This is a genomic window from Novosphingobium sp. Gsoil 351 (assembly GCF_009707465.1).
Taxonomy (GTDB): domain Bacteria; phylum Pseudomonadota; class Alphaproteobacteria; order Sphingomonadales; family Sphingomonadaceae; genus Novosphingobium.
The window spans coordinates 370,644-397,340 of sequence record NZ_CP046120.1; the positions used below are offsets into that span (position 1 = coordinate 370,644).

Consider the following 26,697-nt stretch of genomic DNA (forward strand, 5'->3'; position numbering starts at 1 on the left):
CGTGCCAGCGGCGCGCTACGATCGCACCGGCAGGCCCTGGCTGGCGATGCCCGGCGGGATCGGCGGGCACAACTGGCAACCGATGGCGTACAGTCCGCGCACCGGCCTGGTGTATATTCCGGCGCAGGAAGTGGGCGGGTACTACAACTCGGACCCCGGGTTCGTTCGCCGGCCGGTCGGGACGAACATCGGGGTCGACCTGGACCTGATGGAACCGCCCGGCAGCGCGGCGAGGGATGGCCGCGGCGCGCAAGGCGACCAAGTCCTATCTGCTTGCATGGGATCCCGTGCGGCAAAAGGAGGCCTGGCGGGCGCCCAATCCGGGGATCGTCAACGGCGGCGTGTTGAGCACCGGTGGCGGACTGGTGTTCCAGGGCGATGGCGACGGTCGTTTCAACGCCTATTCCGCCACCGACGGACGCAAGCTGTGGTCGTTCGACGCTCGGGATTCGATCATGGCCGCGCCCGTGACCTACCTTGCGAACGGCCGTCAGCTGGTCTCCGTGGTGGTCGGATTCGGCGGCGCGGTCGCGCTGGTCGGCGGCGAGCTGGTCTGGGATCGGCAGGGGCCGCGCCGCAACCTGAGCCGCGTGCTGACCTTCGCGCTGGACGGCCGGGCGACGTTGCCTGTCCGGTCCGCACCGACCCGGATCCCCGTTGCGGTCGTGCCGGCGGTCGGCGACGCCGCGATGATCGAGGCGGGCCGCCGCCTCTATCTCAACACCTGCGCCGTCTGTCATGGCGCGGGCGCGAAGAGCGGCGGCGTCCTTCCGGACTTGCGGCGTTCGGCCGCCTTGCGCGACCGCGCGATGTTTCACGCCATCGTCGGCGAGGGGATTCTGTCAGAACGCGGCATGGCAGGCTTTTCCGCCAACTACGATCCCGGCAAGATCGAGACGCTGCGCGCTTATCTTGCGAAGCGCGCGCGGGAGGATGCAGGGCAATGGTAGGATCGAGACCGAGCACTGATCTCCAGCAGCCTTTGCCCGATGGCACAATCCCCACCGGCACGCTGGTCTGGGGTAGCGACTTCAATGCCGCCTGCGCCCTGCTCTATCGACTGTGGGGCGTAATCGATGCGCCGGGAGCGAGCGACATGGGGGCCCATTGGGAGGGGCTGTTCGCCGCTTCGGCGGCGCTGCGCCTTCCGGGCATCGACGCCTCGCACCCGGCGCAATTGCTGACGGAGCTCGCCCGCGCGCGGGCGATGCGATGGTCCGCGCACCACCTCGCCTATGACGATGTTCGAGTATCCTGGTGCGGCGAGAGCACGCTTGAGCTTGCCGCAAGCTACACGGTCCAACGGCAGGCCGTCGGCGGTCCGGCGACCGCTTGGCACGAAACTGCCCGGGTCTCGCTGATGCGCGCCACCGGAGGTGGGCTGCTTATCTCCGCGGTGGATGCCGAGCGCGGGCCGACCATGGCCGAGGAACCGTTTCGCGGATCCTATCGCGAGAACCGCGGGCGCGCGACGATCGTCCAGTTCCAGGCGCACATGGATTCGCTGAGCGGCCGGTTCGGCACCATCGGCGAGTTGCTCGCGGACGACCTCGAGCTGCACGGCCTAGTCGCCAGCAAGCGCGACGAGAGTGCTGGCGGCGCGGCACTGACCGACGTCAATGCCCTGCGCAAAGCGGTCGCCGGCAGCGACACCATCGACGACAACGCCATTCGCACCCACGCGGCGTTCGCGGAGTGGTTCGCGACCGCCCCGGCCCTGTTCCGCTATGGACTGCACAAGCTCGAACACTTCGCCATCAAGCCCCTCGAAAACGATCGCTACGAGACCGTCGCCCAGTTCGACTGGCGCGCCGAAACCCTCAACGGCGCGCGGATCGAAACCCATCAGCCGCTCACCTGGATCATGGTCGAGACCGGCGAGAAGTACATGCGTATCGAAAAGTTGCTGCCGTTCGGCTGAGCTGGCGGCCAGCCGACCTAAAGGACCCGCGCCAATGGCTCCCACCGACCTCGTTCCCGAGGAACGCTTGCGTCGCAGCTACATCGTCCATGCGCTGACGGCGCAGCTCTACCGTCTGCTGGCGGCGTCCGAAGCCGACCACGCCGCCGAGTTCGCCGTAGAGGGCGCCGGCCCGGGCTTGGACCCGTCCGCGATCGCGAGCCTGGCACGGTTGCTGGGCGGTAGCCGGATTACCGGGTGCGAAATCGCCTTGGCGGACGACGGGACCTGGATTTTCGCGGCACGATTGGGCGAGGGGGAAGGCCCGAACAGTGCACTCGCGCCCGCCGGGCTGATCCGCGGTGTGGCCTCCGCCTGTCCTGCCGACTTACCTCAGATCCTCGAACTGCGCGCGGAACTCGGTTCCGAACCTCGGACCAGGACAGGCGCCGCCGCCGTGCTCAATGCGCGCGTGCGCGGCCTCGTCCACTACTTCTTCTCGCTGGTCGAAAACCCGTCGCGCGATCCCGTACCCTTCCATGAGCTGCTTGCTCCGAGCTTTGCACTCGATCTTGTCGATCCCCCACTGCAATCGCTGGAAGCGGTCGATGGGTGGGTAACCGTACGCCTGGCTTCGGTGGTCGCCAGCGAACACGCCATTGCGGAGATCGCCGTGGAGGCAGACGAAGGTCTACTGCGCGTGATCATGAAATCCCAGGCGCTGTTTCCCGACGGTTCGGGCGCGATCAGCCGCAACACTCAGCGGTGGCGGGTACGCGACGATGGACAAGGGCGTTTCCCCCGCATCGAGTCCATCGCCATCGAACGCGACGGGGTGATATTCTTCGGCCCCGCGCCCGACTATGCGCCCCGCGCGGCGCCCAGGCTTCCCTAGAACCCGATACGCGCGGCCTGCCCCCCGTCCACTGGCAGGACGACACCCGTGATGAACCGCGCTTCGTCGGAGGCGAGGAAGAGCGATGCGTATGCGGTATCCCAAGCGGTGCCCATGCGATTGGCAAGGGGTACGGCGGCATTGCGCTCGGCACGTAGTTGGTCGCGATCCTTTCCGGTCCCGATGTGGTGGGATTCAATTGCCATCGGGGTGTCCAGCAGCCCGGGCATGATTGTGTTGGCGCGGATCCCGTACTTGCCATTGCCCCAGGCAATTGCATGTGTGAGCGCGTTCACGCCTGCTTTGGAAACCTTATAGGCGATCGCCGCGACCGCCATCACGGCCGCTCCCGAGGAAATGTTGACGATCGCCCCGGCGCGCGCCTTGCGCATGTGCGGGATGACGTACTTGCAGGTCATCCACATCCCCTTAAGATTGACCGCCATGATCGTGTCCCAGTTGTCGGCTTCGAGCGACGACACTCCCCCATCGCCGAGCCCGATCCCGACGTTGTTCTGAAGGATGTCGATCCGCCCGTAGTGCTCGATGCAGGTGGCCGCGATTGCGGCACAATCATTTTCGCTCGTGATGTCGGCGCGCAGCGTGCTCGCGATGCCTCCCTCGTTCGCGATCATCGCCATCGTCTCGGCAGCCGAGCCTTCATCCCGATCGACAAGCAGTACGCTTGCGCCCTCGCGAGCGAATAGCAGCGCCGTCGCTCGCCCGTTTCCGATCGTGTCGCCGGGGGTCTGTCCGGCTCCGACCACGATCGCAATCTTGTCCTTGAGCCGCATGAGCGCCCTCCCTGCGCCGCCCCGAATAGCCTCTGGCGCTCATGCCGGGGATGGAAATCCGCAATAGCGGCTATTCGCACAATCAATTTCGGCGATGCTTCCACTAGCTTCGCTTGGCTGGCACCACATTTGGAATAGAGGGAGAGCCGCGATGATTGAAGGCCGTGTGCAGCCCCTGCGGCCGGAGGAACTGAGCGACGAGCAACGAACCTTTCTCGCGCCGTTCAGCGATGCCAAGGGGCGCTTTCACAACATTTTCGGAGTGCTCGTCCGCCATCTCCCGCTGTTGCGGGCATGGCGTGATTTCGGCGTCTATACCATGCAGGGATCCCGGGTTCCGCCACGCATGCGCGAGGCGCTGATCCTGCGCGCCGCAGCCAACCGCAGATGTGCGTATGAATGGCACCATCATGTTCGCATCGGTCGCTCCGTGGGACTAAGCGACGCCGAGATCGCGGCGATCGAGCTGAGTGAGGCTACCGGGGATCCTGATCTTGATCTTGCCGTACGCGCCGCCGACGAACTTGAGCGCGATGCAACTGTATCGTCCTCGGTATGGAAGGACCTGTGCACGCGGCTTGAGCTCGAGGGCGCTATGGACGCGGTATTCACGGTTGGCGCTTACACCGCCTTGGCGATGGGCCTTAACGGTTGCGGGGTGATGATCGAGAGCCGCGGACCTCGCACAGCAGCCGGCGACGCATGACCTGGCCTGCCGCCTCGCTCGAAGCAATCGAGAGCGAACTCTGTCAGCCTGGATCGCCTTTCGAGATGGAGACGCTTTCCATCCGCGGAATTCCGACCCGTACCTGGAAGCACGCGCCCCCTTCAATCCGCGAACTTGTCTGCTCATCGCGTGGCCACGGTGAAAGACTTGCAACCGTTTTCGGCGACGACCGCGTGACCTTCGAAATGCAATATCGCGCGATCGCGTCGCTGGCACGGTTCCTGAGTGCGCGTGGGATTGGCAAGGGCGATCGTGTCGCGCTGTGCGCATCGAACGCGCCCGAATGGCCGGTCGCGTTTTTCGCGATCACGTCGCTTGGCGCGGTCGTGGTGCCGCTCAACGCTTGGTGGACCGCGGAGGAACTGGTCTATGGGCTCTCGGACTCCGGCGCCGTTGCACTTGTCGTAGATGGCACGCGGTGGACTCTGATCGCGCCGCATTGCGCCCGAAACCCAAGGGTTGCTACCGTCGTCGTCTTCCGCGGCGAAGCCACTTCCTCGGCCAAATACGAATCGCTCGAGAGCCTATTGGGTCCGCCGTCCGCCTGGGATATGCTTCCCGACGACCCGCTCCCGGACACGCCGCTTTCCCCCGAGGATGATGCGACCCTGTTCTACACCAGCGGGACGACGGGCTTACCTAAGGCAGCGATCGGCTCGCACCGCAACATCATGACCAATATCGTCTCGGCTTCCTATGTCGCGGCCCGAACGGTCCGGCGGCGCGGTGAGCCGTTGCCCTCGCCTTCACCCCGGACTGGGTTGATCATTACCCCGCTCTTTCACGTTACCGCGTGCAGCGCCAATCTGATGGGAGCGACGGCCGCGGGGCACACGAGCATTTACATGCGCAAGTGGGACGCGCTCGAGGCCATGGAAATCATCGAGCGCGAAAAGGTCCAAGCCACGGGGGCGTTCCGACGATCGCCTGGCAGCTGCTCGAGCATCCCGAACGGCACCGCTTCGACCTCTCGAGCCTCGATTCCATCGGCTACGGCGGTGCACCTGCCGCGCCCGAACTGGTGCGCCGCATTAGGGAGGAGTTTGGCGCGATGCCCGCGAACGGCTGGGGCATGACCGAAACCATGGCGACCGTCACCAGTCACGCCGCGGAAGATTACTTGGAGCGACCAGAAAGTTGCGGTCCGCCCGTTCCCGTGGCCGAACTGCGCATCGTTGCCGAGGACGGTCGAACCGACCTTCCCGTCGGTGCGATTGGGGAACTCTGGGCGAAAGGCCCACAGGTTGTCCGCGGCTATTGGAACCGTCCGGACGATACCGCCGCGACGTTCGTTGACGGCTGGGTCCGCACCGGCGACATCGCCCGTCTCGATGAAGAGGGATTTTGTTACATAGTGGATCGCGCGCGTGACATGATCATCCGCGGCGGCGAAAACATCTATTCGATTGAAATTGAAAATGCCCTCTACTCACATCCCTGGGTCGGCGATGCCGCACTGGTCGCCCTGCCCGACAAGGTTGCGGGCGAGTTGCCCGCTGCGGTCGTGCATCTGATTGAAGGCAGATCCATGGACCCGGGGGAGCTTCAGAACTGGGTACGAGAAAGGGTGGGAGCCTTTAAGACGCCTGTCCGTGTGATTTTCCTGCACGGGCTACTTCCGCGAAACGCGAGCGGGAAGATCCTCAAAAAAGAGCTCATAAAGCTCTTCGCCTCCGACACAGCCTGAATCTCCGACCGACCGGTAGGGAACGGCCGCTTTCGGGATCCGCAATTTCGGGGCCGGACGACAGCAATGAAGGCGCAAAGCGGACTAAGCTTGCAACCGGGTTCCTCTTAGCCGCCACTTAAGCCGCGAGCTGGGTGAGTCCGCCAGTTGAAGTTCGCGCATCTGCAGCGGCGCGTAGCAGCGCGATCGTGCCCCACCGCGTGGTGTAGGTTCGCCGGCGTAGCCCTGGCGATCTCCGGTCAAGGCCGGATTGGTCAGGCGGCCATTGCGGGCAGCTTGACCAGGGGATCATCGCCTAATTGGGCGACGCTTTCCAGTGTCATGTAGCGGCAGCGCTGGACCGCGTACTCATCGTTCTGCTCGAGCAGGATCGCGCCGACGAGACGGATGATGGCATCCTCATCGGGGAAGATCCCGACAACGTCGGTGCGTCGCTTGATTTCGCCGTTGAGACGCTCGAGCGGGTTGGTCGAGTGGAGCTTGGTGCGGTGCTGGGCCGGGAAGCTCATGTAGGCGAGGACGTCCTGCTCGGCGTTGTCCATGAGCGCAGCGAGCTTGGGGACCGTGGGCCGGAGCTGGTCGGCGACCTTGCGCCACTGGACCTTGGCGTCCTCGGCGCTCTCCTGGGCGAAGGCGGTGGCGATGAACGCCGAGACGACCCGGCGCCCGCTTCGGCCGGCATGTGCCAGCGCGTTGCGGGCGAAGTGAACGCGACATCTTTGCCAGGTGGCGCTGAACACGCGCGAGACCGACGCCTTGATGCCTTCATGCGCATCCGAGATGACCAGCTTGATGCCGCGCAGGCCGCGCCGCGCGAGCGAACGCAGGAAGTCGGTCCAGAACACCTCGGCTTCGGATGGGCCGACCGCCATGCCCAGCACCTCGCGGCGGCCATCGGAGTTGACGCCCACCGCGACGATCACCGCGACCGAGACGATGCGTCCGGCCTGGCGTTGCTTCACGTAGGTGGCGTCGATCCAGAGATACGGCCAGTCTCCCTCGAGCGGCCGCTCGAGGAAGGCCTTTACCCGGCCGTCGATCTCCTGGCACAGCCGGCTGACCTGGCTCTTGGAGATCCCGCTCATCCCCATTGCCTTGACCAGGTCGTCGACCGAGCGCGTCGAGATTCCCTGGATATAGGCCTCCTGGATGACCGCGGTCAGCGCCTTCTCGGACAGCCGCCGGGGTTCGAGGAAGCAGGGGAAGTAGCTTCCCGTCCTGAGCTTGGGGATCCGCAACTCGACCGTGCCAGCCCGCGTCTCCCAGTCGCGGTCGCGGTACCCGTTTCGTTGCGCCAGTCGCGCAGCGCTCTTCTCGCCGTAGCCTGCGCCGGTCCGCTCGCCGACCTCGAGCTCCATCAGGCGCTCGGCGGCAAATCCAATCATGTCGCGCAGAAAGTCCGCATCCGGGCTCTTTCCCAACAGCGCGCGCAGGTCCATCTTGTCCTCGGTCATCGGTTGTCTCCGTAAGATTGATTGGCAAACCAACCTTACCAGAAGTCGCCGATGACCACCCGCGCAGCTGACCGCCCGCTACAGCGCTTTGGGGAGCGCGCGGCCGGTCAGCTACGCTACCGCCGAGCTACACCACGCCCGGGGGCACGACCAGCAGCGCAGGCGGACCGGTAAAAAATGCCCGTGGAACGTGGGCTTGCAGATCCCGAGCACCCGCGCGATCTCGATCGGCTAGCTCCGTAAGCGAACTATAGATTGATTAGATTGGATTTTTCCCAATCACTCTGGTTCTCGGGGGACGCCCTTTCGCGCGACGGCAGGAACGGCAGTCCGAAAAGGTCAGTCGCGCCCTCCAAAATCTCCATTCCCACGAAAAAAATCTCCGAATGGCGGGGTAGGCGGTTACCGGGCCGACCCTGCCCAGACTTTTGACCACCCCCCTCCCCTTCAGCTGCGAAAGGTAGGCTCCTTCTGCAGGGGCACTGACGGCTGTGCCGCTTTCCTGTTGCGGCAAACTTGGATATTTTTCGCTGCATCGTGGCGGTGGCGGTCGGTTGGGTCCTATCGCGCCGCATTTCGATGAGTTTTGAGCCTCGCTGATCTTTATGACAATCCAGCGAGAACCGCCAAATCGGCCCATTTCCGCCATCGTTTGCGCTCCAGTGGAAGTATCTTCGACAGCGCGGTTTTGGGGACTCGGAGGGGAATTCTTCGCGAGTGATGTTCGACCGAGCGGCTTTATTACAAGACTTTGCGTCCACTCTCCTCGAGTGGAATGAGAGCTAGTGGAACGGTGGAACTCAGATTGAGGTAACTCCCGTACGGAAATGCAGTCTGCTTTTACTGGCAGGAGGATGCAGAATTCGAGCTCCGACCCATCCAATTCCCCATAAACCAATACGAATATTGGGTAATCTCCCATCCAAACCCACAGCAACACGGCTATCCACCCAGTGGGCGAAGGAGGGCAAGCTATAGGAAAGGAGAACGGAAGTATCATTTCTATTTAGTATTTTATCGAGCATTACCCAAGTCGTTTGTTAGGTTGTCGCGCAAACGGATTCCCTGCCAAAATGTGCCGTTTGAGTGCCGCCTCGTGAACCCGATCAAGTTCAGCGCCTGTACGAACCGCTTGTTGCTCATGGGCTTCGCCGCGGTGCTCGAGACCCACCCGAGATAGGCGTCGTAGAGCACAGAGGACTTGGTTCGTGCCGCGCTCTCGGGCGCAAACTCGGCGGCGCACTCCGAAAGGAATTGCCTCACGTGCGCTTCGGCGCAGATCGAGTCGATCGCGAGCGCGGGTTTAATCAGGCGACAGCCGGTTCTAGTGACTCGCCCGTTGCTGTCCCGCGAAGGCGCTAAGCCGATCTTTGTGAGGCTTCGGGCAAAGCGCGCGTGGGGCTGGCGCTCGTCGCGGGAAACGCCCTGCAGCCGGCACCACTGAAGATACGAGAACAGCAGATCGTCTTCGTCCTCGTTGGCTGTCAGGTCGCTGCGGTCAATCGTCCGATCAAACCACTCGCGGAATGAGCTCGAGCGATCCTTCGCCTTGAGAATTGCGTCAGCGGCTTGCTTGAGCAGTTCGACACGCGATGACCAGACCAGGCTAGCAAGGCGCGACTGTGGGGCAACAAGCAGTGAAAACCCTTCCTCGATGGCAATCTCAACCATCCGACATCTCACTCGCGTCGCGCTCCGCGATGCGCTGACTAATCCATTCGGAGATTTCATTGTCGGGCCAGGCCACCACGCGGCCGCCGAGTTTTACGGGGGCTGGGAATCTCCCCATTCCCAAGAGTGAATAGATCCGCGACCGGGAAAGTCCTGTGCGGTTGATTACGGCCGGCAGGCGAAGCAGTGAGTGGGTCATACCGTCCCTCGTGGTGTTTTGGACGGTGATGGAATTAACGCACGAGTCCTATTCCGCCGTCCGCCGCCTGTGGCTTAGCGAGCGGATTTCCAGCTCGGGGAATGCGAGCGCGAGTTCCATCCAATGCGGGGCCGGATCCAGGCGGAGACCGCAGTCCTCGATATCGCCGGCGAGCAGCTTGCGAACGGTGGTGCGCGCATCGGTGACGACGGTGGTACCGACGCCGAACCTGGTCTCGGCTGCATCGATGATGTCACCGATCGGTGTATCAGGACGGTCGCGCGCAGTGCGCTCGACGTAAATCCCGATCTCTATCGTGCGATGGTCCAGTCTGGCGTCTTGCAGCGAGCCCTTTTCGCCAGGTCGGCGCCCTTTGCTGAACAAGTGGTAGCGCGCCTCCGGATCGCGGCGAATCATTTGCACCAACAGGCTGCGAAGTTCGTCGTCCAGCTCGCAACCGGCCTTGAGCCAGCGAGCGAACCCTTCAAGGTCGCCATTGTTCAACGCGCCGACCGGGCCGATGGACGGAGGCGAACCGTCGTCATTCACCACGACGCGACCGTTGCTGGCTAGCATTCAGGTTTGGCGCTGCAAACTTGCCCCAAGCGTCCATAAGCTTGAACCTGAGCGCGCGCAGGTCGCTGCGCAGGTAGGCTTTCTCGGTGGCGGTCCCGACGCTGTGGGCGAGCGCCATCTCGGCGACCATCGCCGGGACCTGCGGCATCTTCTCCGCCGCCCAGTCGCGGAAGCTCGAGCGGAACCCGTGCACGGTTTCGCTGCGGCCGGCGTTGCGCAGCATCTTTGCAAGGCTCATGTCCGAGAGCGGGCCCTGACGCGCCGCCGGGAACAGGAGCCCCTCACTTCCGAACCGCGCCGCGCGGTCGAGCACGGCGAGCGCGGCAGAATTGAGAGTGACGACATGCGGGACGCTCGACTTCATCACCTCGGCGGGGCGCGACCAGGTGCGCGCCTCGCGATCGATTTGCGCCCATGTGGCCTGGCGCACCTCGCCGCTGCGCGCAGCGGTGAGTATGGCGAAAAGAAGCCCGAGCCGCGCGGACGACTCGACCTTGTCGAGCTCGCCAGCAACCAGCGAGGGGACCTCAGCGTAGGGTACCGCGGCGAACCCCTGTGAACGCGGTTGGCGCGCGAGGCCGCGGCGCACCTCGGCGGGATCGGGAGGGCGCTCGGACCGCCAGCCCTTGGCTTTGGCGAACGCCAGCACCTGCTGGATGCGGTGGCGCACCTTGCGTGCCTGCTGCGGTTTTTCGGTCCAGATGGGTGCGAGCGCCGCGATGACGTGCTCGCTGCCAATCTCGTCCACCCGTTTAGAGCCCAGCGTCGGGAGCGCGTGCTGCTCGAGCGAGGCCTTAAAGGCGATCGCGGTCTTATCCGCCCAGCCCTTGCCGAGCTCGGCGTGCGCCTTGTCGACCGCCTCGGCGAAGGTCGGGACCGTTGGCTCAACAAAGTCGCGCGCGGCAAGCGGATCCTTGCCCTGTCGCGCGAGCTTGCGCAGCGCGGCCGCCTTTTCGCGCGCCTCGGCCAGGGTGAGGTCGCTAAGCGCGCCAAGGCCGACGTCCTGGCGGCGGCCGGCGTGCTGGACGCGCAGCACCCACGATTTGGCCCCGCTTGCCTTGACCCGCAGGAGCAGTCCCGCCCCGTCGGAATAGACCCTAGGTCCTTTCGCGTTTTTCACGGTCAGGGCGGTCAGGTTGCCCATAACTTTTTATCTGCCGCCGCCCCTGTGCCCGAGCCCCCATCGGGGTCAACTGTCTGCAACCGTCCGTTCGAAGAATGTGGATTCGAACCAGTCCGGACCAACATTCGTTCCCACACTGTGGGCGGGCTTGAGCGGGACGTCAACGGATTATGTCGGACGGTCCCGGGGGTAAAAGGCACGTATTTTGGCGGAAAAAGGCGCTTTCAAGGACCTGCTGGGACAACGCGGGAATGGCTCCACTTTCCAACTCGGGGAGCCATTTCATTTTCCCGGCTTGGGACACCCTGATCGTCCAGTGCGACGGATCACAAACGGCCTGATTTCCATCCTGTAAGAGCGGATCGTTCGTATGACTGGCGGACGAACGAATTTTGTCGCATGGTGCGACCATAATTAGGCGGGGGGAACGCATGCAGGTCCGCTTCTGGGGAACGCGGGGCTCGATAGCCAAGCCAGGCCCAGACACCGTGCGCTATGGCGGCAACACGTCCTGCGTTCAGGTTACTTCGCCTGGCGGCACGATGATCATCATCGATTGCGGAACCGGCGCCCACGATCTGGGCCAGCACATCCTGAAGAACCGTTTGACCGGGAATGAAGGCTCGATCCTCATCAGCCACACCCATTGGGATCACATCCAGGGAATTCCGTTTTTCGCCCCGCTGTTCGTGCCGGGCAACGCCTGGACATTCTATGCCCCGCGTGGGTTTGGCGACACGCTTCGCGAAACCCTCGCCGGACAGATGGAGTTCACCTATTTCCCGGTGACGCTCGATGCCTTCGGCGCGAAGGTCGATTATCGCGATCTGGTCGAGCAGACCTTCGACCTGGGCGACGTGCGCATCACCACGCGGTTTCTGAACCACCCCGCGCTGACCTTGTCGTACAAGCTGGAATGCAACGGCGCGACGATGGTCTATTCGTGCGACCACGAACCCCATTCGCACGAGCTTGCCGATGGCGAAGGGACGATTCATGGTCAGGACCGCGAACACAGCGAGTGGTTCACTGGCGCCGACCTGGTAATCCACGACGCACAATACACCCCCGCGGAATATGCGAGCAAGGTCGGCTGGGGCCACTCGACGCCGCAATATGCGGTGCAGATGTGCCGCGAGGCGGGGGTCCGCAAACTGGCGTTGACCCACTACGACCCGACCCGCACCGACGCCCAGGTTGACGCGATACTTGAGGAATTGCGCGCCGCAGCGCCGGCCAACGATCGCCTTGAAGTGATCGGTGCGGCTGAGGGGATGATTCTCGAGGTGACTTGCGAAGGCAAGGTTCCGGGCGCCGCCCCCACCGCGAAGGCGCCCGCGCCCAAGCCCCTGCCGACCCGCATCCCGGTGGTCCGCATCGTCGGCCAGGCGCCCGCGCTCAACGATCCGCTCCACCTCGGCCTGATCGACGAGGGCCTGCAAATCCTAGACGAGGCCGAAGGCGAAGGCGGCGGCGGCTTGACCAAGACCGCAGTCGGCCTGGTGGTGGTCAAGGCCGATAGCCTCGCACCCGACGAGAGTATCCTCGACGCCATCGAACGCGCCACTTCGGGGCTCGAATCGGTGCCACCGGTGATCGTCGTGAGCGACCAGACCAAGCCGCGCGAGCTGAACCTGCCCAAGGGCGCGGACTGGCTCAAGCGGCCGTTCTCGCGCGAGTTCGCCCGCGCGCGGATGCGCACCGCCCTGCTCCGCAATCAGTTCAAATGGGTACCCGCCCCCATCCCGCCCGACGAGCTCCAACGCCTCGCCGCGTTGCACGCACTGGGGCTGCTCGATACGCCCGCGGAGGAACGGTTCGATCGCCTGACCCGCGTCACCGCGGCCTTGTTCGACGTACCCATCGCGCTCGTCTCGCTGGTCGACGCCAACCGCCAGTGGTTCAAGTCGTGCGTCGGTACCGATATCAAGGAATCGTCGCGCGAGGTCTCGTTTTGCGCCTACGCGGTCGCCGAACGCGAGATGCTGGTGATCCCCGACGCACTGCGCGACGACCGCTTCGCCGATAATCCGGTGGTTTCGGGTCCGCCCTATGTGCGGTTCTACGCCGGCGCGCCGATCTTCATGAGCGACGGCACTTGCGCCGGCACGCTATGCGTGATCGACGGACGCCCCCGCGATTTCACCGACGAGGACCGCGATCGGCTGCGCGATCTTGCGGCGATCGTGCAGCAGGAACTGCTTTCGAGCAGCTTCGCCCACGCTATGGCCTGAACCGACTGCGCGTGGCAGCAGTTATCGTGCGACTGGGAGAGCCGATGCGCCCGACGCAGTGACGTTCGTCGGGACCAGAGGCTTGGCCCCATCGCCCAGGATGATGAACGCCGACCAGTAGAACGGGTGCGAAGTCTGCGGGTCATCCATCAGTTTTTCCTGCGCCTGCTCCAGCGCCGCCGCGATCGGCACGCCCGGCGCGGCGTCCAACAGACCACCGATCAACCGCTTGGTGGCGTCGTAGTCGTCGGGCACCGGCCAATGGCTGGCGATCACCGACCGCGCCCCCGCCCCGACGAAGGCCCGGACCAAGCCGTCGAGCGCGAAGTTGCCGCCAGTGGTGACGCCAGCGTCGCGCGATGCGCCAACGGTCGCCATCCCCGCGGTATCGCACGCCGAGAGTATCACCAGGTCGGCGTTCAACTTGAGGTCGAAGATCTCGCGAAAGGTCAGCAGGCCATCCGAACCGCTGTCGCCGAACGACGTCACCAGCGCCGGCCGTGCCGGGCAACCGGGCCGAGGCGCGGTGACGAGGCCGTGCGTGGCGAAGTGGAGCACGCGATATTGGTCTAGCGTGGAGTCGGCCAGCAGCGCGCTGTCGGTGAACTGGGCATCGGTGCGGACATCGCCCCCGCCGCGAACGAGCTTGCCTTGGGCAAAGAAGAGCTCGTCGGGCGAGATCGGCGACTGCCACGTCTCGATTGGCCAATCGCATTCGGTCGCCACGGCACCCACCGGACGCGTCGCGGGCACCGCGTTGTGCCCAAGTCCCAGATAGTTCTTCGTTGCCGTCGAAGGCTTTAACGCGCGAATGTCGAGGAACCCGCGCGGGCTCACCGCGATCGAGACTTCGCGGCCGCGGCCAAGCCAGTCCACCCCGGTGAAATCGAACGCATCGCCGTCGGAACGCTTCATCCGCGCCTGGTAGGCAGTGACCCCGCGGTCGGCTGTAACCAGCAGATATGGGGGCAGTTGCAGCATCGGCCCGTCAGGCTCGAAGATCAGGTGCTTGAGGCCCTGGACGTCGCCGTCGATACCGCCGAACAGCTTGGTATAGAGCTGCCGGGCGCGGACCACATCAAACGGGTAATTGACCTGTTCGCCGTTCTCGACCTTGACGATGCTGTCGCGCAGAACCTGCACGTCCTGCTCAAGTCCTGCGAGTTTGCCTGGGATCGGCAGGACCCGCGCCGAATCCGCGGTGACGAACAGCGCGTAGATGTCGTCGGCGACGACCATCAGCTTGTAATAGCCCTCGCCCGGTCGCAACGCGCTTTGGAGATCGCCGATCGCCAGGCTTTGCGGAGCGAGCACGTTGTAGCGCGGGAATGCCGACAGCTTCGAAGTGAGGGCAACCTGATCCTGCTTAAGCGAGTTTAGCGTTTCTCGCCCAACCCGAAGATTCTCGATGTCCTGCGGCGTCGGCTTTTCGTTTGCGCTCATCCGCGCCACGTCAGCCTCGAGGCGGGCGACTTCGCGGGTCCGCGCGACCGACAGGCGGAACAGCGACGAAGCTTCGTCGTTGCCTTCGGACAGTTCGCGCGCGAGGATCGCCTGAGTCTGCGCCACGCCGGGGCGCTGGAGCACTTGCGAAGCGGCGAACAGGTCCTTGGCCGCATCCGCGCCACCGTCACCGGCGAGCAGCGCAAAATAGGGACTCAGCATCGTCCGCAGGGTCGATCCCGAATCGGGAATGGCCGGCGCGGCGGCAACGACCTGCGCATACAGCGCACGCGCGCCGGTGGCGTCGCCGCTACGGCGAAGGTAGGCGGCCTTGCGCGCCTGTGCCGCCAACAACGCGGGCGAACTGGGATAGGCCGCTCCGATCGCCGCGATCGCCTTGTCCAACGATGCGAGCGCATCGCTGCCCCGGCCCTGTGCCTCCGCGATCAGCGCCAGTTCGATCTGTATTTCCGAGCGAAGAAACCCGGTCGAGACGACGCGTCCTTCGCGGACCTCGTCGATGACCCGCAGGGCATCGTTGAGCAATGGCGTGGCATCGTCGAGGCGGCCACGTTGACGGTTGGCGATCCCGCTGAGCATCTGCGCCTGCGCGTCGAGAATCTGGGCCCGCTCGCTCGCGCTCAGGCCGGGATCGATCCCGCCGAGGCGCTGCAGGGCGACGTTTTCGCGGTTGATCTGATCGGCCAGCGGGCTGTCGATAATCCCCTGGCGCAGCGCGTCCTCCGCGAAGTTCTCGCTCACCGCAGCGACAGGCTCGGACAGAACCTCGAGCGCGCGCAGCGACTGACGCTGGTTGAGTGCATTGATTGCGCGATAATTGCGCAGCAATCGCTGAGTGACCCCGTCGCCGCGCGCGATCTGGCGGTTTGCCTCGCCGAACAGATCGTCGGCGCCCTTGAAATTACCCAAATTGGACTGCTGCAGGCCCTGGTTGGCGAGCGCTTCGGCCAATCGCCCCGGATTGCTCCGGTCGCGCGCGGCGATTGTCTCGAAGAACTCGGCCGATTCAGCGAAGCGTCCGCCGTTGTTCCGATTATAGGCTTCGTCGCGGGCGTCGCTAGCCTCGAGCAGTCCGGCCTGCACGCGGGCGAACGCGGCCGGATCACTGACTTCGGTGGTGGCGACGCGGATTTCGCCGTTCTGCGCACGGTCGTTTACCACAGTGGCGAGCGCCAGACGCAGCGCCGGATCGTAACCGGCAAGTCCCTCGACAAGATAGGAAACGCCGCCCCGCTGAACTGCATAGCGCCGGTAATCGACGTTCGAGCGGGAATCGCGGCAAGTCAACGCATCTACCGCGCCTAGGCCATCGAGCGTGGTCTTGTCCGTCGCACCGCAGGCCAGGTCTAGGCCGGTCGTGCTGCTCGGCTCGGCGCCTACCACTACCGCACGGCGTACCGCGATCAAGCTGCCGATCGATCCGGCCGCATCTCGGCAGCTCAGACGATAGGCGCGATCGAACATATTCTTGAGACGCGGATCGAGCGGCGCGTTCTGCGCGGTGCAGGCGACGCCCGACGAGCCGATCCGAAAGCTGTTCCGCACTGAAATCGGACTAGTCGCTTGCGCCGCCGCCGGCGTAGGCAGGCTGATCACAAAGGCGAGCGCGGTCAACGCGCTGCCGCGAAGGGTGCGAGCGGTCACGGCTTCTCTCCCTGAACGGTGGCTTCGTCGACAGCGGACCCGAACAGCGCGGGGTTGCCCGCCCCCGAAACCGGCTCGACGACATTGACTTCGCCATCGAGCGCGCGGGTGCTGATCAACGGCGTCGGTGGGGCTATCGGCGAAGAACCTTCATCCGATTTGCTATCCTCGTCGTCCTTGTCGCTCGAGACGTCCTCACCCTCGTCGGCATCGTCCGCCGCGGGGGCGACCGGTGACTCGTCGAGCGTCGCATTGGTGACGACCGTGATTTCGCTCGACAATGCGGCGACCGGATCGCTTTGGGTGACGGTGCATATGCCGCTCAGAAACACGCAACCGTTGATCTGACTGTTGCTGCTGAACCCGGCGAATTGCTCGCTGTCGGGAGTCGGGTCGGCGATGATCTGATCGAACGCCGCCTTCCCGGTCACCGTACCCGTCGACGTTTGAAACTGGCCATTTATCACGATTTCCACGCCGCCCGTCGGGGGCGGTGTCGACGCGAAGACATCGGTGTTGTCGAAAGTCGTCAGGAACCCGGCGGGAACCGCGCGCGTGCCGGTGTTCTGAACGTAGAACGTCTTCCCGATGCTGATCTCGAACCCCAGCGCGTTCAACACGCCGTCGGGCCGCTGCGTTGCGGCGGGTGCGTTCAACTCGTCGATATGGCCGGCATAGAGCGGATCGGCGCGCAGCTTGGTCAATATCGGGGCGCTGGCGACGTGGATGTTGTCGGCATCGATGAACACCAGCCCGCCGAGCGAGCCTGGGGAACCAGAGTCGACCTTGAGCGATCCACTCACCGTCTCGATTTCCACCGTGCCAGAGAGCAAGTCGATCTCGGTCGTGGGGGCAAATCCAGTGGCGGTCACCGCGCCCGCGATCCGCACGATTCCGCTGGGAGTCTGGGTCGTCCGATCACCCGAGGCGAACAGGGCAACGCCGTTGGCGCCGTACAGTTGGCTGGCGTTGATCGTCAGCGTGCCGACCGTCAGATCGGTGGCGAGGCCGGCAATGTCGGTCACGACGACATCGACCTCGCCGGCGCGCACGCGCGAGTATTCGTCGTTACTGAGGGCATAGCCGCTGCCTGGTGCCAGCCCGTCTCCGACAAACATTCCGTTGGCATTCGTCGAGGCGAGGAGAACTTCGCCTGTGGCCGACAGTCCATCGAGCGAACCCGTCGCGGCGATAGCGATATCTCCCGAAACCACGTCGATGCTGGGCGAACGCCATGCGCCGTTGATCGAGGCAAGGCCGCCCGCATCGACCCGAATGTAGTTGCCTGCCGTAATCGCCGAGGCGGTGAACGCCTGACCGGCTGCGGCACTGACATTACCCGCCTGGACCGCCCCGCCGAAGGTGATCGATCCACCTGTGCGTACCGGATCTAGCGCGAAGATGGGCAAGGGTCCGGTGGTCGGCGACTGAAACTGGAGGAACACGTTCGAGGCCGAGTTGGCCATCGAGAAGTTGCCGACGTAGACCTGTCCGATCGGCTGGGTGCCAACCACTGCGGAGATCGGCCCTGTACTAACGTTGCTTCCCGCCAGCAGCAGGATCTGACGCCCCATCAAGGTCCCGGTGGAAATCCCGCCCCCGGCCTGGATGCCAAGGTCGAAACCCGCCGCAACGTTACCGGTGGCTACGGTTCCAGTAGAACTGCCAATGGCGATCTTGCGCAGGCCACCCGAAGGAATCGTGATCCCGGCGTTCACGTTGCCCAGCGTGATATTTCCGCCCGCGGCCAGGATCGTGCGGTCGCCCACGGTAATGTCCGCCGTGCCCAACGTCGTTCCCGCTATCAGCACCGCGACGCCAGGTGCGGTGATCGCTCCCGAAATGTTTAGTGACTGCTGCGTGTTCGCTTGGAGAATCGTCGTTGAGATCGGTCCGCTTATCGTAATCGGTCCGCCCGTCGCGACCGGCGCCGTAGCGAAGATCGGTGCTGGATCGAAATTGCTCGTAATCTGGCCGCCCAACGCCTCCATCGAGTTGTTGGCGATGTAGACGCGGGCTCCGGCGACGTTCGCAGTCGTGATGCTGCCTGTGGTCAGGCTCGTCCCCGGCAAGGCCAGGAAGGCTAGTCCCACGTTGACGTTGCCGACGGCGATCGAACCGGGCGAAGACACCCCGAAGTTGGCCCTCGCCGCAACGTCGCCTGCAACCACCGAAGTCTGCGAACGCAGTCCGACGTTGTATTCCGCCAGGGGATTGGTGCTTGGATTGACGATCCCCGCGCTCGCCCCCGCGATGGTCAGGACGCCGCCTGCATCGGCTTCGACCGTGTCGCCAGCGGTCAATTGCCCGGTCGTGATCGTTCCTGCAGCTACTAGATCTATACTCCCTCCGGTGGTCACGGCCCCCGTCGCCAGTGTGGTTCCGGCCGCGAGAGCGACGTCTGCGGCCTGGATGTTGCCGGTCGTGATCGAACCGCCCGCGGCGATGTCGAGCGGACCACCGAAAATCAGGTCGCCGGCGAGGATCGAGCCGCCGGTCGACAGCGACCCCGCGAAACCAACGTTGAAGTTGGCATAAGCAAGGAAATCCAGTGTCGAAGACAGCGACAGCGCATTACTGACGTTGATGGTTCCCAGCGTCGCCGGCCGGACAGCCGGAAGCACAAAGTTGCCGGCCGAAAGCGTCAGGTTGCCGACGTTCAAGGTAGCGCTGTCGAGCGACACCGCTAGCAGACCGGGGGTGGCCACCGTCATGCTGCCCGGCACGCCGACAGTCGCCGAGGTAAGTGTGAGCACCGATGGCGAGCTGCTGGTCACCTGATCGCCGCCCGCGATCAGTGACAGGTTCGAAATAGTCGCCGTGGCGTGATCGGCGACGAAGTTCAGGACCGAGTCGCCGACGAAGCCGGTTCCCGCTGTTGAGCCCGCGCCGCCACTCGCTATCGCGGTGGCTACGATATCGCCACCGCTCAGCGACCCGGGCTGGTCGAGGTGATTGAAGCGGTTCGAGATGAACACGCCGATGCCCCCGGCATCCCCTACGGTAGCGTTGCCGCCTACGCCCGCGGTCGAGCCCGGGCCGCCGTTGCCGCCGAAGGAGTCGGCGGCAAGCGTTGCCGTCGCGTAAGTTGTAAGAACCCCGCGACTTTGAAGCGTCGCAGCGCCGCCGAAGGCTGCGCCGCCGTTGCCGCCCGAGCCACCAGTCGTGCCGGAGCCGCCCCCGCCGCCGGTGCCGCCAAACCCTTCCGCGAATAGCGTAACATCGGCGAGGGAAGCCGACCCGGTGAGCGCCGGAATGTCGGTGCCGCTAAAGGTACCAGCCAGCGCCTGGCCGCCCGTGCCGCTACCGGCCGCCCCGCCCATGCCGCCCGCGCTTCCTGAAGCGTCGGCGCCGTTGCCGCCGGAGCCGCCGAATCCTTCGGCGCTGAGCAAGGCGTCGCCGCCCACGGTAAGCTTACCGTTGCCAGCGCTTCCGAATAGTTGGACGTTGCCCGCGGTCGCGTTGCCGCCCGCCCCGCCGACCGCGCCGGTCAAGGTCGCTCCAGCACCCCCCGACCCGCCGAATGCATCGGCGGTCAAGGAAGCCGAATTCATCTGGACCGTACTTGGACCTGCCGCGACGCTGGTGGCGATCACGAACACGCCGCCCGCGGTGGCGTTGCCGCCCGATCCACCAGAGCCGCCGTTGCCAGCCTCCGCCGAAGCATCCCCGACGAAGTCGGTGGTCAAAAGATCGCCGTTCCCGGCATCGACCGTCGAGGTGCCGCCGGTTGCGTTGCCGCCCGTGGTACCGTCGCCGCCAAACGCGCTAGCGTCCGTCGTCAGCCCGTTGCCGATGGTCACGTCTCCGCCGAGCGCCCGCACGTTGGCGAAGCCGCCTTGCGCGTTGCCGCCGGCCGCTCCACCTCCGCCTCCGGTCGCTCTTGCGTCGATGGAGGCACCGCCGGAAACCGTGATCGCACCGGCGTTGGCGCGAATGGCGGCACCGGTGTTCATTGCTTGGCCAGCGTTGCCACCAGCGCCCGCGCTTGATGCGCCCCCGAAGCTGGCGGCCGACAGAGTCGCGTTGCCGGTGATCGCGATCAGTCCGGACGTGCCGAAGGTTTCGATCCGTGCGCCACCGCCGATGCCAGCGCCACCGGCTCCCGCTGCGAGATTGGCGCCGGCCGAGCCGTGCGCAAACTGCGAAACGCCTCCTTGCAGCCGGACGGTGCTGTCGGTCGAATTGACCGTCGAAAACCCGCCGGTACCGGCCCCTGCCTGCGCGGCTGCGCTGTTCCCGCCAAAGCCGGAACTGATGAGCGTTGCAGCGCCAGTGACCGAAATCGTCTTGCCCGCCGCGTCGGCGCCGATGCGAGCGTTGCCGCCTTGACCGGCCCCGCCGTCGGCGTTGTTGCCCGCGCTGCCCTGGCCCGAGGCGTCGGCGAACAGCGTCCCTCCAATGGTCAGAGTTGCGGTGCCGGGATTGTAGAGGATCGTGCGGGCCTCGCCGCCGCGCCCAAGCGCGCCCGCCACACCCGAGAGTAGCGCTGTCCCGCCGCTTCCGCTGGCGTTGAGGTTGACGTTGGAGGCCAGCGCGATCGTGCCCATGGTGTCGTGATAAATTTGCGCGATTCCCCCAATACCGGAGCCCGCAGCGAAGCCTGTCCGCGTGGTATTCCCGCCGAAGCCGCGCGCAAAGGCGTCCAATGCGCCGGAGAGGTTGAGCGACCCGCCCATGAAGGTGCCGAGCTCGGCCATCCCGCCGGTGCCGAGGCCGCCGACGCCCGAACCGCCGGTGCCGATGTCGCTGCCGCCCGTTCCGTCGGCGGTCAGCGAAACGGCTCCGCTAACGTTTAGCGTCGCTCCGGTATTGGTGCCGATGTTGGCGCGGCCGCCGGTCCCGTTGCCCGCGGTTCCGGTGCCGAGCAGGTTGCCACCCAAGCCCCGCGCCTCGACGGTGACATTGGCCACACCGGTCGTGCCCGCGCTGGACTGGAATTGCGCGAAGCCGCCGGTCGCATTTCCACCTGTTCCGTTGAGACCCGCACCGACCTCCGCCGCGTCGGCGTTGGCGCTGACGAGGATTTGCGGGGGGGCGATCGTACCGCCCTGCAGGAATACGTTGGCCTGCCCGCCCTGGTAAGTCCCACCCTGGGCATACTGGTCGGACTGCGCGTTCGCTTCGGCTGCGACCAGGATTGAGCCGGAGCCGTTGATCGTGCCGTTCTGAACGAGCAGTGTCGCCGTGCCGGCGGTGACCGTTCCCTGGGCGATGCCCGGACTCGCGAGCGCGAAGGCGCCGAACGCGTTCGCGGTGATCGACAGATCTGCTGCGCTGGTCAGATCGTCGAACACATTGATGACTCCGCCAGCCGAAACGCGTGCGTTCGCGGTGCCGGCAGTGACGTTGCCGGCCGTTCCGCCGGCCCCGGACGCATTCTGGCTGAAGACTATCCCACGTCCGGTCAGCGTCAGAGTTCCGTTATCGACGAACAGACTGGCGCTGCCACCCGAGGCGTCGCCCCCTCGCCCGCTCAGCGTGCCGTCGCCGCCCTGGGCGCCTGGGCCTCCGCCGCTGAAGGCCGTCGTCAGCGTCCCGCCGTTGCGCACGGTGATGTTGCGCGTCCCGCCGACCGCGTTTCCGCCGCTGACGACGCCCGTCGCGCTGGCGGTGGCCGAGCCGCCCAGGGCAAACGAACTGGGCAAAAGGTCGGCGCTGGTGAAGCTGGCGTTATCGACGACGATGTCGATGGTTCCGCCGGTCGCCGCGCCGCCGGTTCCGCCCGCTGCGCTCGCGTTGCCGCCGGTGGCCCGCGGGACGATCCGCACGAACCCCGGGCTGCCGACCGTGGCCGGGCCTGACAGCGTCGCCCCGTTGGTCACCGTGATCGCCGCGCTGCCGCCGAATCCGGCACCCCCGACGTTGCTGCCGCCACCGTTGTTCTGGCCACCGATGCCCTGCGCGGTAATGAAGTCTAGGTCCCCAGTCGCGACATTGCCCGTGGTATTCCCGTTGGCGATCGCGATCCGCGATCCGGGCCCGTCGACGGTCAACCGCCCGATGCCGCCCGTTCCACTGCCCGCGCCGCTACCGGTGTCGTTACCACCCAGGCCGTTGACCTGAACGTTCAGCTCGTTGGCGGTGATCACGCCGCCGGTGAAAGCCTGGACATCGACAGTCCCGCCCACCGCATTGCGGTTGCTCGTCGCGGTGGCGGGCGCCCGCGCCCGAAGCGCGGCGGTGACGTTGATCGATCCGCCGGTCAATGCAGAGACCCGCGCCGTGCCGCCCACGCCCGCTCCCTGACCGGTAAGCCCCGAGGCCGGATCGGAGGTGATGCCGCCCGCGGCAACATTCAGAAATCCGCCGACATTGAGCGTGGAATTCTGCTGGGCAGTCGCCTGCGCAATGCCGCCGGTGGCTGTCGACGCGGCGCCGTTGCCGGCACCGCTGAGACCAAGAGCAAACGACTGGGCATTGCCGCCGACCGTCAATTGCCCACCCTGAAGCCCGTTGATGAACGAACTTCCGCCTTGACCGCTTCCGGCGGCCAGTGACCCGCCGTTACCACCGGTGCCGATGGCAAAGACATCCAGGTTTCCGCCGACTTGCAGCGTGTTCCCATCTAGCGCGCTAGCACCGGCCGTGCCCGCGGTGCCGAGGCCGCCGCCCGCGCCGTCGCCACCGCGGCCAGCAGCGTTGACCTGGGCGTTGCCGGTGACGGAGAGCTGAGTTCCTCCGGCGTTGGAGACGTTGATGAAAGCATCTCCCCCGCTCCCGGCACCACCGGCAGCGCTGCTCGCATTCCCACCTACGCCGCCGGCCTGAAGCCCCAGATTGCCGGTGATCGCGATGCTGCCGCTGCTGCTTCCGCTGAGCGTGTTGTAGAGGTTCGCTCGGGCCGAGCCGCCTTGCCCGACGCCCGCGGCACCTCCGGCCGACCCCGACCCGCCGAATCCTTGCGCAGAGAGCTGCGCGCCGCTGTTGAGCGATATCGTGCCGGCCTGATCGTGGTAGATTTGCGCTAGCCCGCCGGTGCCCATTCCCCCGGTCGCGCCCGACACGGTCGCTTGGCCGCCAACGCCGTTCGCGTTCAAGGACAGTAAACCGCCGACCGATATCGATCCGCCCTGGAAGGTGCCGAGTTGAGCTTGCCCGCCGAGGCCGTTGCCACCGTTTAACCCGCTGGTGGCGCTGGAGCCTCCGACCCCATTAGCGTTTATCGTCACAGCCCCAGTTACCGAGACCGACGCTCCATTTGACGCGCCCAGCGTGGAAGCATTCCCGGAAGCGCTCGCCCCTTGAGGTACAATTGCACGAGTGACATCGAACGATACGGCGCCGCCGACCGACAAGCTGCTAGCAGCTCCATCCGCGAAGGCCTGGATGTTTCCGTCCGACTGCAGCGTCAGATTGGAGGCAAAACTGACGCTCCCGCCGGAGCTGGCGAAGACGTCGGCTTGGCCGGTAAAACTGCCGGTGGTTGCCGAAGTGAACGCTGCGTTGCCCACAGCGAGCGCAACAGTTCCAGAACCCGCGCCGATGGACGGTACCGAGCTGACGCTCCCGCCGAAGACATCGTGCCCGCCCGAAAGCACCACGGTGTTGCCGACCACGTCTGCGGCATCGGCGACGTCGAAACCCAGAGTGCTGCCGCTCGCGATCGCCATCGTGATCGCTTGGTTCTTCGGCACGGCGACGAGGTAAATGCGACTGACATTGCCCGCATCGCCCGCCGGGCCGGTGATCGATCCGCTGTTGAACAACGTGGTTCCGGTCGCGCTGGTGCCGGAATCGACCTGGATGTCAAACAAACCACTGACGTCGATCGTCATCGTCGCCGCATCGGCGCTGACCAGCGCGGTGACCCGCTTGCCCGAGATCGATCCGGCGTTGGTGATCTTCGGCGCGACGATCGCGACGTAGTTGCCCGGTGCCGGGCTGGTTCCGGTGATCTGCGCACCCGCCTGGATGTCGACGCCGGTTCCGGAATTGGCGGCGCTGAAGATGACCCTGCCACCGCCCGGAGGAGCTCCGTTGCAATCGAAGCAACCGGTGCCGTCGACGACGGGCGCAGCGCTGGTCAGACCCAGGTTGCCAACGTTGAACACTGCGGTTGATCCGATGACCAGGCCGCCTGGCGAATAGAAATAAACCGAGCCCGCCGGGGTTTGGCTGGCCGCTCCTTGCAACTGGCCGATGACAGTCCCGTTAAACTGGACCTGGCGCGTCGGGTCGGTCGGAAGGATGCGATTGAGTGCGGTGAACTGCGCGTTGGTCGACTGAAACGTTGCCGTGGTGCCCGCGGGCTGGAAGTTGATCGGTCCGCCACCGGCACCGATATCGAACGTGCTCCAGTCGATGACGACGTCGGAATTCGTGCCGTTGATATCGATGTTGGTGGCGTTCGTGCCCGTGGTGATCGTCGCGCCGCCCGAAACCACCGTGCCGGTGCCCTGGAACGATTCGGTGAACGACTGCGCCCGCGCGGAACCCGACCCGGCGAGCAAAGCCGTGGCGATGGCCAGTGACGAACAAAGCGAGAGGGCTCTACGGCTGCGATCCGTAAGCATCAGTTGATCCTCCAGGGCAGGATTCGAGTGGTCAGGGTAAGCAGGAACAGCGGATTCCCGCGCTTGGTTTGCAAGCCGGCGCGCTCGAGCGGAACCGCGAGGGTGGCATCAAGCCGAAAGCGGTCACCCAGCTCGGCGCGGACGCCGCCGCCCGCCGAGCTCAGACGGTCGTTGCCGCCCGGCCCCTTGTTCCACACCCAGGCCACATCACCGAAAGCATAGGGCTGAACTCGGAAATCGGACCCTTCGCTGATCCGCAGGCGCGGCCCGCGCAGTTCGGCGCTGGTGCCGACACCGCTATCGCCCAGGATCACGCCCGGATCGTAACCGCGGCCGATCGTATAGTTGCCCGCGGTGAACTCCTCGAAGCTAAGCAAGGGATCGAACGCGTATTGCCCGCGCGGCAGCACGGCGATGGAGAAATCGCGACCCAGTGCGAATTCCCCCACGGCGTTGGCGCGGATCACCGTGGCGGTCGCCTTTCCATCGAGGCGGCTGGGTGCCGTCGCTCCGCCCGGACAGGCGACTCCGCCGCAGTCAGGGCTGGCGTCGAACACGTCGATGCCCTTGCGGAACTCGACCGCGGCACCTGCCCGCCAGCGCGGACGGATCGAGCGCAGATCGACCGCATCGTAATCCGCGCGCAGCCACAGAACGCGCAGCTTGTCGCGCGATAGCGGGGTCTTGAGGGCACCCCCGGTAAAGTCGACGTCTTGGTCGATATAATCGAACCCGCCGCCCAGCCAGGCGTTTGAGCCTTGCGTGCGCCTAAGCGGATAGCGGGCGTATACCTGGCTGAACAGCGTGCGCGCCTTGAGCTTGGTGCCCGAAGCCGCGCCGAGATCGGGCTCGGTCCAGGCGTATGTGAACTGGCCGCCGACGACCAGGCCTTCGCTGCCTGGGCGGAATTCATGACTTAGTTGAAGGATCTGCTGCTCCTTGAGATCGGCGGTCGAATAGAAGCCGATCGTGGTCGCGTCGCCCAGCCCGGTCAGCCCGAACACTTGCGCACGAACTTGCGCGCCCCAGCGTCCAGTGGCTTTGGCGGCATAGTTTTGGACCGTCAGATCCACCACATAAGGCCGTCTCACCACTGCCACTTCACCGATCAAGTCGCCCTGCCCTGTGCCCGCCGGCTTGAGCGTGAGCTGCACGTTGTAACCCGGCAAGTCGCGGGCAAGGAGGAGATAGCGCTCAGCCTTGTAGCGGTTGAACACCTCGTCCTCAGTCAGCCGGCCGAGATATTGCTCCAGCTTCCGCTCGGCACCGCGGGTTTCACCCCGCGCCCGAACCGCCGAAATGCGCGCATAGAGAACCTCGAGCTTGACCTCGCCGTTCTCGATCTTCTGGGTCGGCACCTGAACCGCCGCCAGATACCCCTTGTTGCGCAAGATCGTCGCCGCCGCATCGCGGATTTCGCATAACACCGCGATCGACTGCGGCTGCCCAGCGAACGGCTTCCATGCGGCCTCAAGCTCACCTGCACTCGCGCCCTTGAGGTTGTTGAAGGTCACGTTTGAAATCGTAACCGGAATGTCCTTGTACTGGGGATCAGCCAGCGGGCACGGCGAACGCTCAATCCCGCCCTGGATTTGCAACTGCGGCGCCTCTTCGACGCGCGGGCGATTGAGGGTTTCCAACTCGTCGCGCGTCGGAACGCCGGCTGTCGCCTGACCGAAGGCCGGGGCAGGTATTGCCACCGCCGCCATGGCCGAAGAGACGATCGCCGTGGCGACCGCCCAGCGCGCATGCCCCGTGCGCGGATTCCCCATTTATCACGCCCCCTCATCGAACTTCAGTGCTGGGGCAACCC

At 65.3% G+C, this 26,697-nt stretch carries 14 protein-coding genes and 1 pseudogene; 6 read left to right on the forward strand and 9 right to left on the reverse strand.

Annotation, left to right across the window (positions count from 1 at the left end):
- Window positions 1-236 precede the first annotated feature (236 nt).
- The 3 genes from GKE62_RS18720 to GKE62_RS01800 are packed head-to-tail and all read left to right on the forward strand — an operon-like array spanning window position 237 to window position 2,795.
- The gene (locus tag GKE62_RS18720; RefSeq protein WP_230206857.1) at window positions 237-950 is read left to right on the forward strand and encodes a c-type cytochrome; all 714 of its coding nucleotides are present in this window, start codon (window positions 237-239) and stop codon (window positions 948-950) included.
- Window positions 944-1,921 carry a hypothetical protein gene (locus tag GKE62_RS01795; protein WP_154690750.1) on the forward strand — a complete coding sequence of 326 codons (978 nt, stop codon included), beginning with the start codon at window positions 944-946 and terminating at the stop codon, window positions 1,919-1,921. The genes GKE62_RS18720 and GKE62_RS01795 overlap by 7 nt, the downstream gene beginning before the upstream one ends.
- A 34-nt stretch (window positions 1,922-1,955) precedes the next feature.
- On the forward strand, window positions 1,956-2,795 hold the full coding sequence (locus GKE62_RS01800) for a hypothetical protein (protein ID WP_154690751.1): 840 nt from the start codon (window positions 1,956-1,958) through the stop codon (window positions 2,793-2,795).
- Here the strand turns inward: GKE62_RS01800 and GKE62_RS01805 are convergent.
- Window positions 2,792-3,589, reverse strand: coding sequence for an SDR family NAD(P)-dependent oxidoreductase (locus GKE62_RS01805; protein ID WP_154690752.1), 798 nt, complete (start codon window positions 3,587-3,589; stop codon window positions 2,792-2,794). The two genes, GKE62_RS01800 and GKE62_RS01805, sit on opposite strands and share 4 nt — an antisense overlap.
- A 151-nt stretch (window positions 3,590-3,740) precedes the next feature.
- Between GKE62_RS01805 and GKE62_RS01810 the strand changes: the two genes are divergently transcribed.
- A complete protein-coding gene (locus tag GKE62_RS01810; protein ID WP_195908556.1) occupies window positions 3,741-4,295 on the forward strand; it encodes a carboxymuconolactone decarboxylase family protein in 555 nt (184 codons plus the stop codon).
- Window positions 4,292-6,003, forward strand: a pseudogene (locus GKE62_RS01815) (class I adenylate-forming enzyme family protein). The gene GKE62_RS01810 and the pseudogene GKE62_RS01815 overlap by 4 nt, the downstream one beginning before the upstream one ends.
- Before the next feature lie 254 nt (window positions 6,004-6,257).
- On the opposite strand, the gene GKE62_RS01820 reads toward GKE62_RS01815, so the two are convergent.
- The 5 genes from GKE62_RS01820 to GKE62_RS01840 form a co-directional block, all read right to left on the reverse strand.
- Window positions 6,258-7,457, reverse strand: coding sequence for an IS256 family transposase (locus GKE62_RS01820; RefSeq protein ID WP_154690754.1), 1,200 nt, complete (start codon window positions 7,455-7,457; stop codon window positions 6,258-6,260).
- A gap of 1,014 nt (window positions 7,458-8,471) precedes the next feature.
- Complete coding sequence (locus GKE62_RS01825) at window positions 8,472-9,128, reverse strand: primase-like DNA-binding domain-containing protein (protein ID WP_195908557.1); 657 nt, start codon at window positions 9,126-9,128, stop codon at window positions 8,472-8,474.
- Complete coding sequence (locus GKE62_RS01830) at window positions 9,121-9,327, reverse strand: AlpA family transcriptional regulator (RefSeq protein WP_154690756.1); 207 nt, start codon at window positions 9,325-9,327, stop codon at window positions 9,121-9,123. Before GKE62_RS01830 ends, GKE62_RS01825 begins: the two co-directional genes overlap by 8 nt.
- 48 nt (window positions 9,328-9,375) lie before the next feature.
- Complete coding sequence (locus GKE62_RS01835) at window positions 9,376-9,903, reverse strand: hypothetical protein (RefSeq protein WP_154690757.1); 528 nt, start codon at window positions 9,901-9,903, stop codon at window positions 9,376-9,378.
- The gene (locus GKE62_RS01840) at window positions 9,869-11,047 is read right to left on the reverse strand and encodes a site-specific integrase (protein ID WP_154690758.1); all 1,179 of its coding nucleotides are present in this window, start codon (window positions 11,045-11,047) and stop codon (window positions 9,869-9,871) included. The genes GKE62_RS01835 and GKE62_RS01840 overlap by 35 nt, the downstream gene beginning before the upstream one ends.
- Before the next feature lie 410 nt (window positions 11,048-11,457).
- Between GKE62_RS01840 and GKE62_RS01845 the strand changes: the two genes are divergently transcribed.
- The gene (locus GKE62_RS01845) at window positions 11,458-13,260 is read left to right on the forward strand and encodes an MBL fold metallo-hydrolase (RefSeq protein ID WP_154690759.1); all 1,803 of its coding nucleotides are present in this window, start codon (window positions 11,458-11,460) and stop codon (window positions 13,258-13,260) included.
- Between the two features lie 21 nt (window positions 13,261-13,281).
- Here the strand turns inward: GKE62_RS01845 and GKE62_RS01850 are convergent, their stop codons facing one another.
- The 3 genes from GKE62_RS01850 to GKE62_RS01860 are packed head-to-tail and all read right to left on the reverse strand — an operon-like array spanning window position 13,282 to window position 26,656.
- Window positions 13,282-16,368 (reverse strand): CHAT domain-containing tetratricopeptide repeat protein, encoded by a 3,087-nt coding sequence (locus GKE62_RS01850; protein WP_195908558.1) that lies wholly within the window; start codon window positions 16,366-16,368, stop codon window positions 13,282-13,284.
- A complete protein-coding gene (locus GKE62_RS01855) occupies window positions 16,365-24,884 on the reverse strand; it encodes a hypothetical protein (protein WP_154690760.1) in 8,520 nt (2,839 codons plus the stop codon). Before GKE62_RS01855 ends, GKE62_RS01850 begins: the two co-directional genes overlap by 4 nt.
- The gene (locus GKE62_RS01860; RefSeq protein WP_154690761.1) at window positions 24,884-26,656 is read right to left on the reverse strand and encodes a ShlB/FhaC/HecB family hemolysin secretion/activation protein; all 1,773 of its coding nucleotides are present in this window, start codon (window positions 26,654-26,656) and stop codon (window positions 24,884-24,886) included. Before GKE62_RS01860 ends, GKE62_RS01855 begins: the two co-directional genes overlap by 1 nt.
- Window positions 26,657-26,697: the final 41 nt, after the last annotated feature.

Excerpts from the sequence above, each read along its gene's own strand:
- GKE62_RS01825 (WP_195908557.1), bottom strand. The coding sequence starts at position 9,128 with ATGGTTGAGATTGCCATCGAGGAAGGGTTTTCACTGCTTGTTGCCCCA.
- GKE62_RS01835 (WP_154690757.1), bottom strand. The coding sequence starts at position 9,903 with ATGCTAGCCAGCAACGGTCGCGTCGTGGTGAATGACGACGGTTCGCCT.
- GKE62_RS01820 (WP_154690754.1), bottom strand. The coding sequence starts at position 7,457 with ATGACCGAGGACAAGATGGACCTGCGCGCGCTGTTGGGAAAGAGCCCG.
- GKE62_RS01840 (WP_154690758.1), bottom strand. The coding sequence starts at position 11,047 with ATGGGCAACCTGACCGCCCTGACCGTGAAAAACGCGAAAGGACCTAGG.
- GKE62_RS01800 (WP_154690751.1), top strand. The coding sequence starts at position 1,956 with ATGGCTCCCACCGACCTCGTTCCCGAGGAACGCTTGCGTCGCAGCTAC.
- GKE62_RS01845 (WP_154690759.1), top strand. The coding sequence starts at position 11,458 with ATGCAGGTCCGCTTCTGGGGAACGCGGGGCTCGATAGCCAAGCCAGGC.
- GKE62_RS01860 (WP_154690761.1), bottom strand. The coding sequence starts at position 26,656 with ATGGGGAATCCGCGCACGGGGCATGCGCGCTGGGCGGTCGCCACGGCG.
- GKE62_RS01855 (WP_154690760.1), bottom strand. The coding sequence starts at position 24,884 with ATGCTTACGGATCGCAGCCGTAGAGCCCTCTCGCTTTGTTCGTCACTG.
- GKE62_RS18720 (WP_230206857.1), top strand. The coding sequence starts at position 237 with ATGGCCGCGGCGCGCAAGGCGACCAAGTCCTATCTGCTTGCATGGGAT.
- GKE62_RS01810 (WP_195908556.1), top strand. The coding sequence starts at position 3,741 with ATGATTGAAGGCCGTGTGCAGCCCCTGCGGCCGGAGGAACTGAGCGAC.
- GKE62_RS01795 (WP_154690750.1), top strand. The coding sequence starts at position 944 with ATGGTAGGATCGAGACCGAGCACTGATCTCCAGCAGCCTTTGCCCGAT.
- GKE62_RS01805 (WP_154690752.1), bottom strand. The coding sequence starts at position 3,589 with ATGCGGCTCAAGGACAAGATTGCGATCGTGGTCGGAGCCGGACAGACC.
- GKE62_RS01830 (WP_154690756.1), bottom strand. The coding sequence starts at position 9,327 with ATGACCCACTCACTGCTTCGCCTGCCGGCCGTAATCAACCGCACAGGA.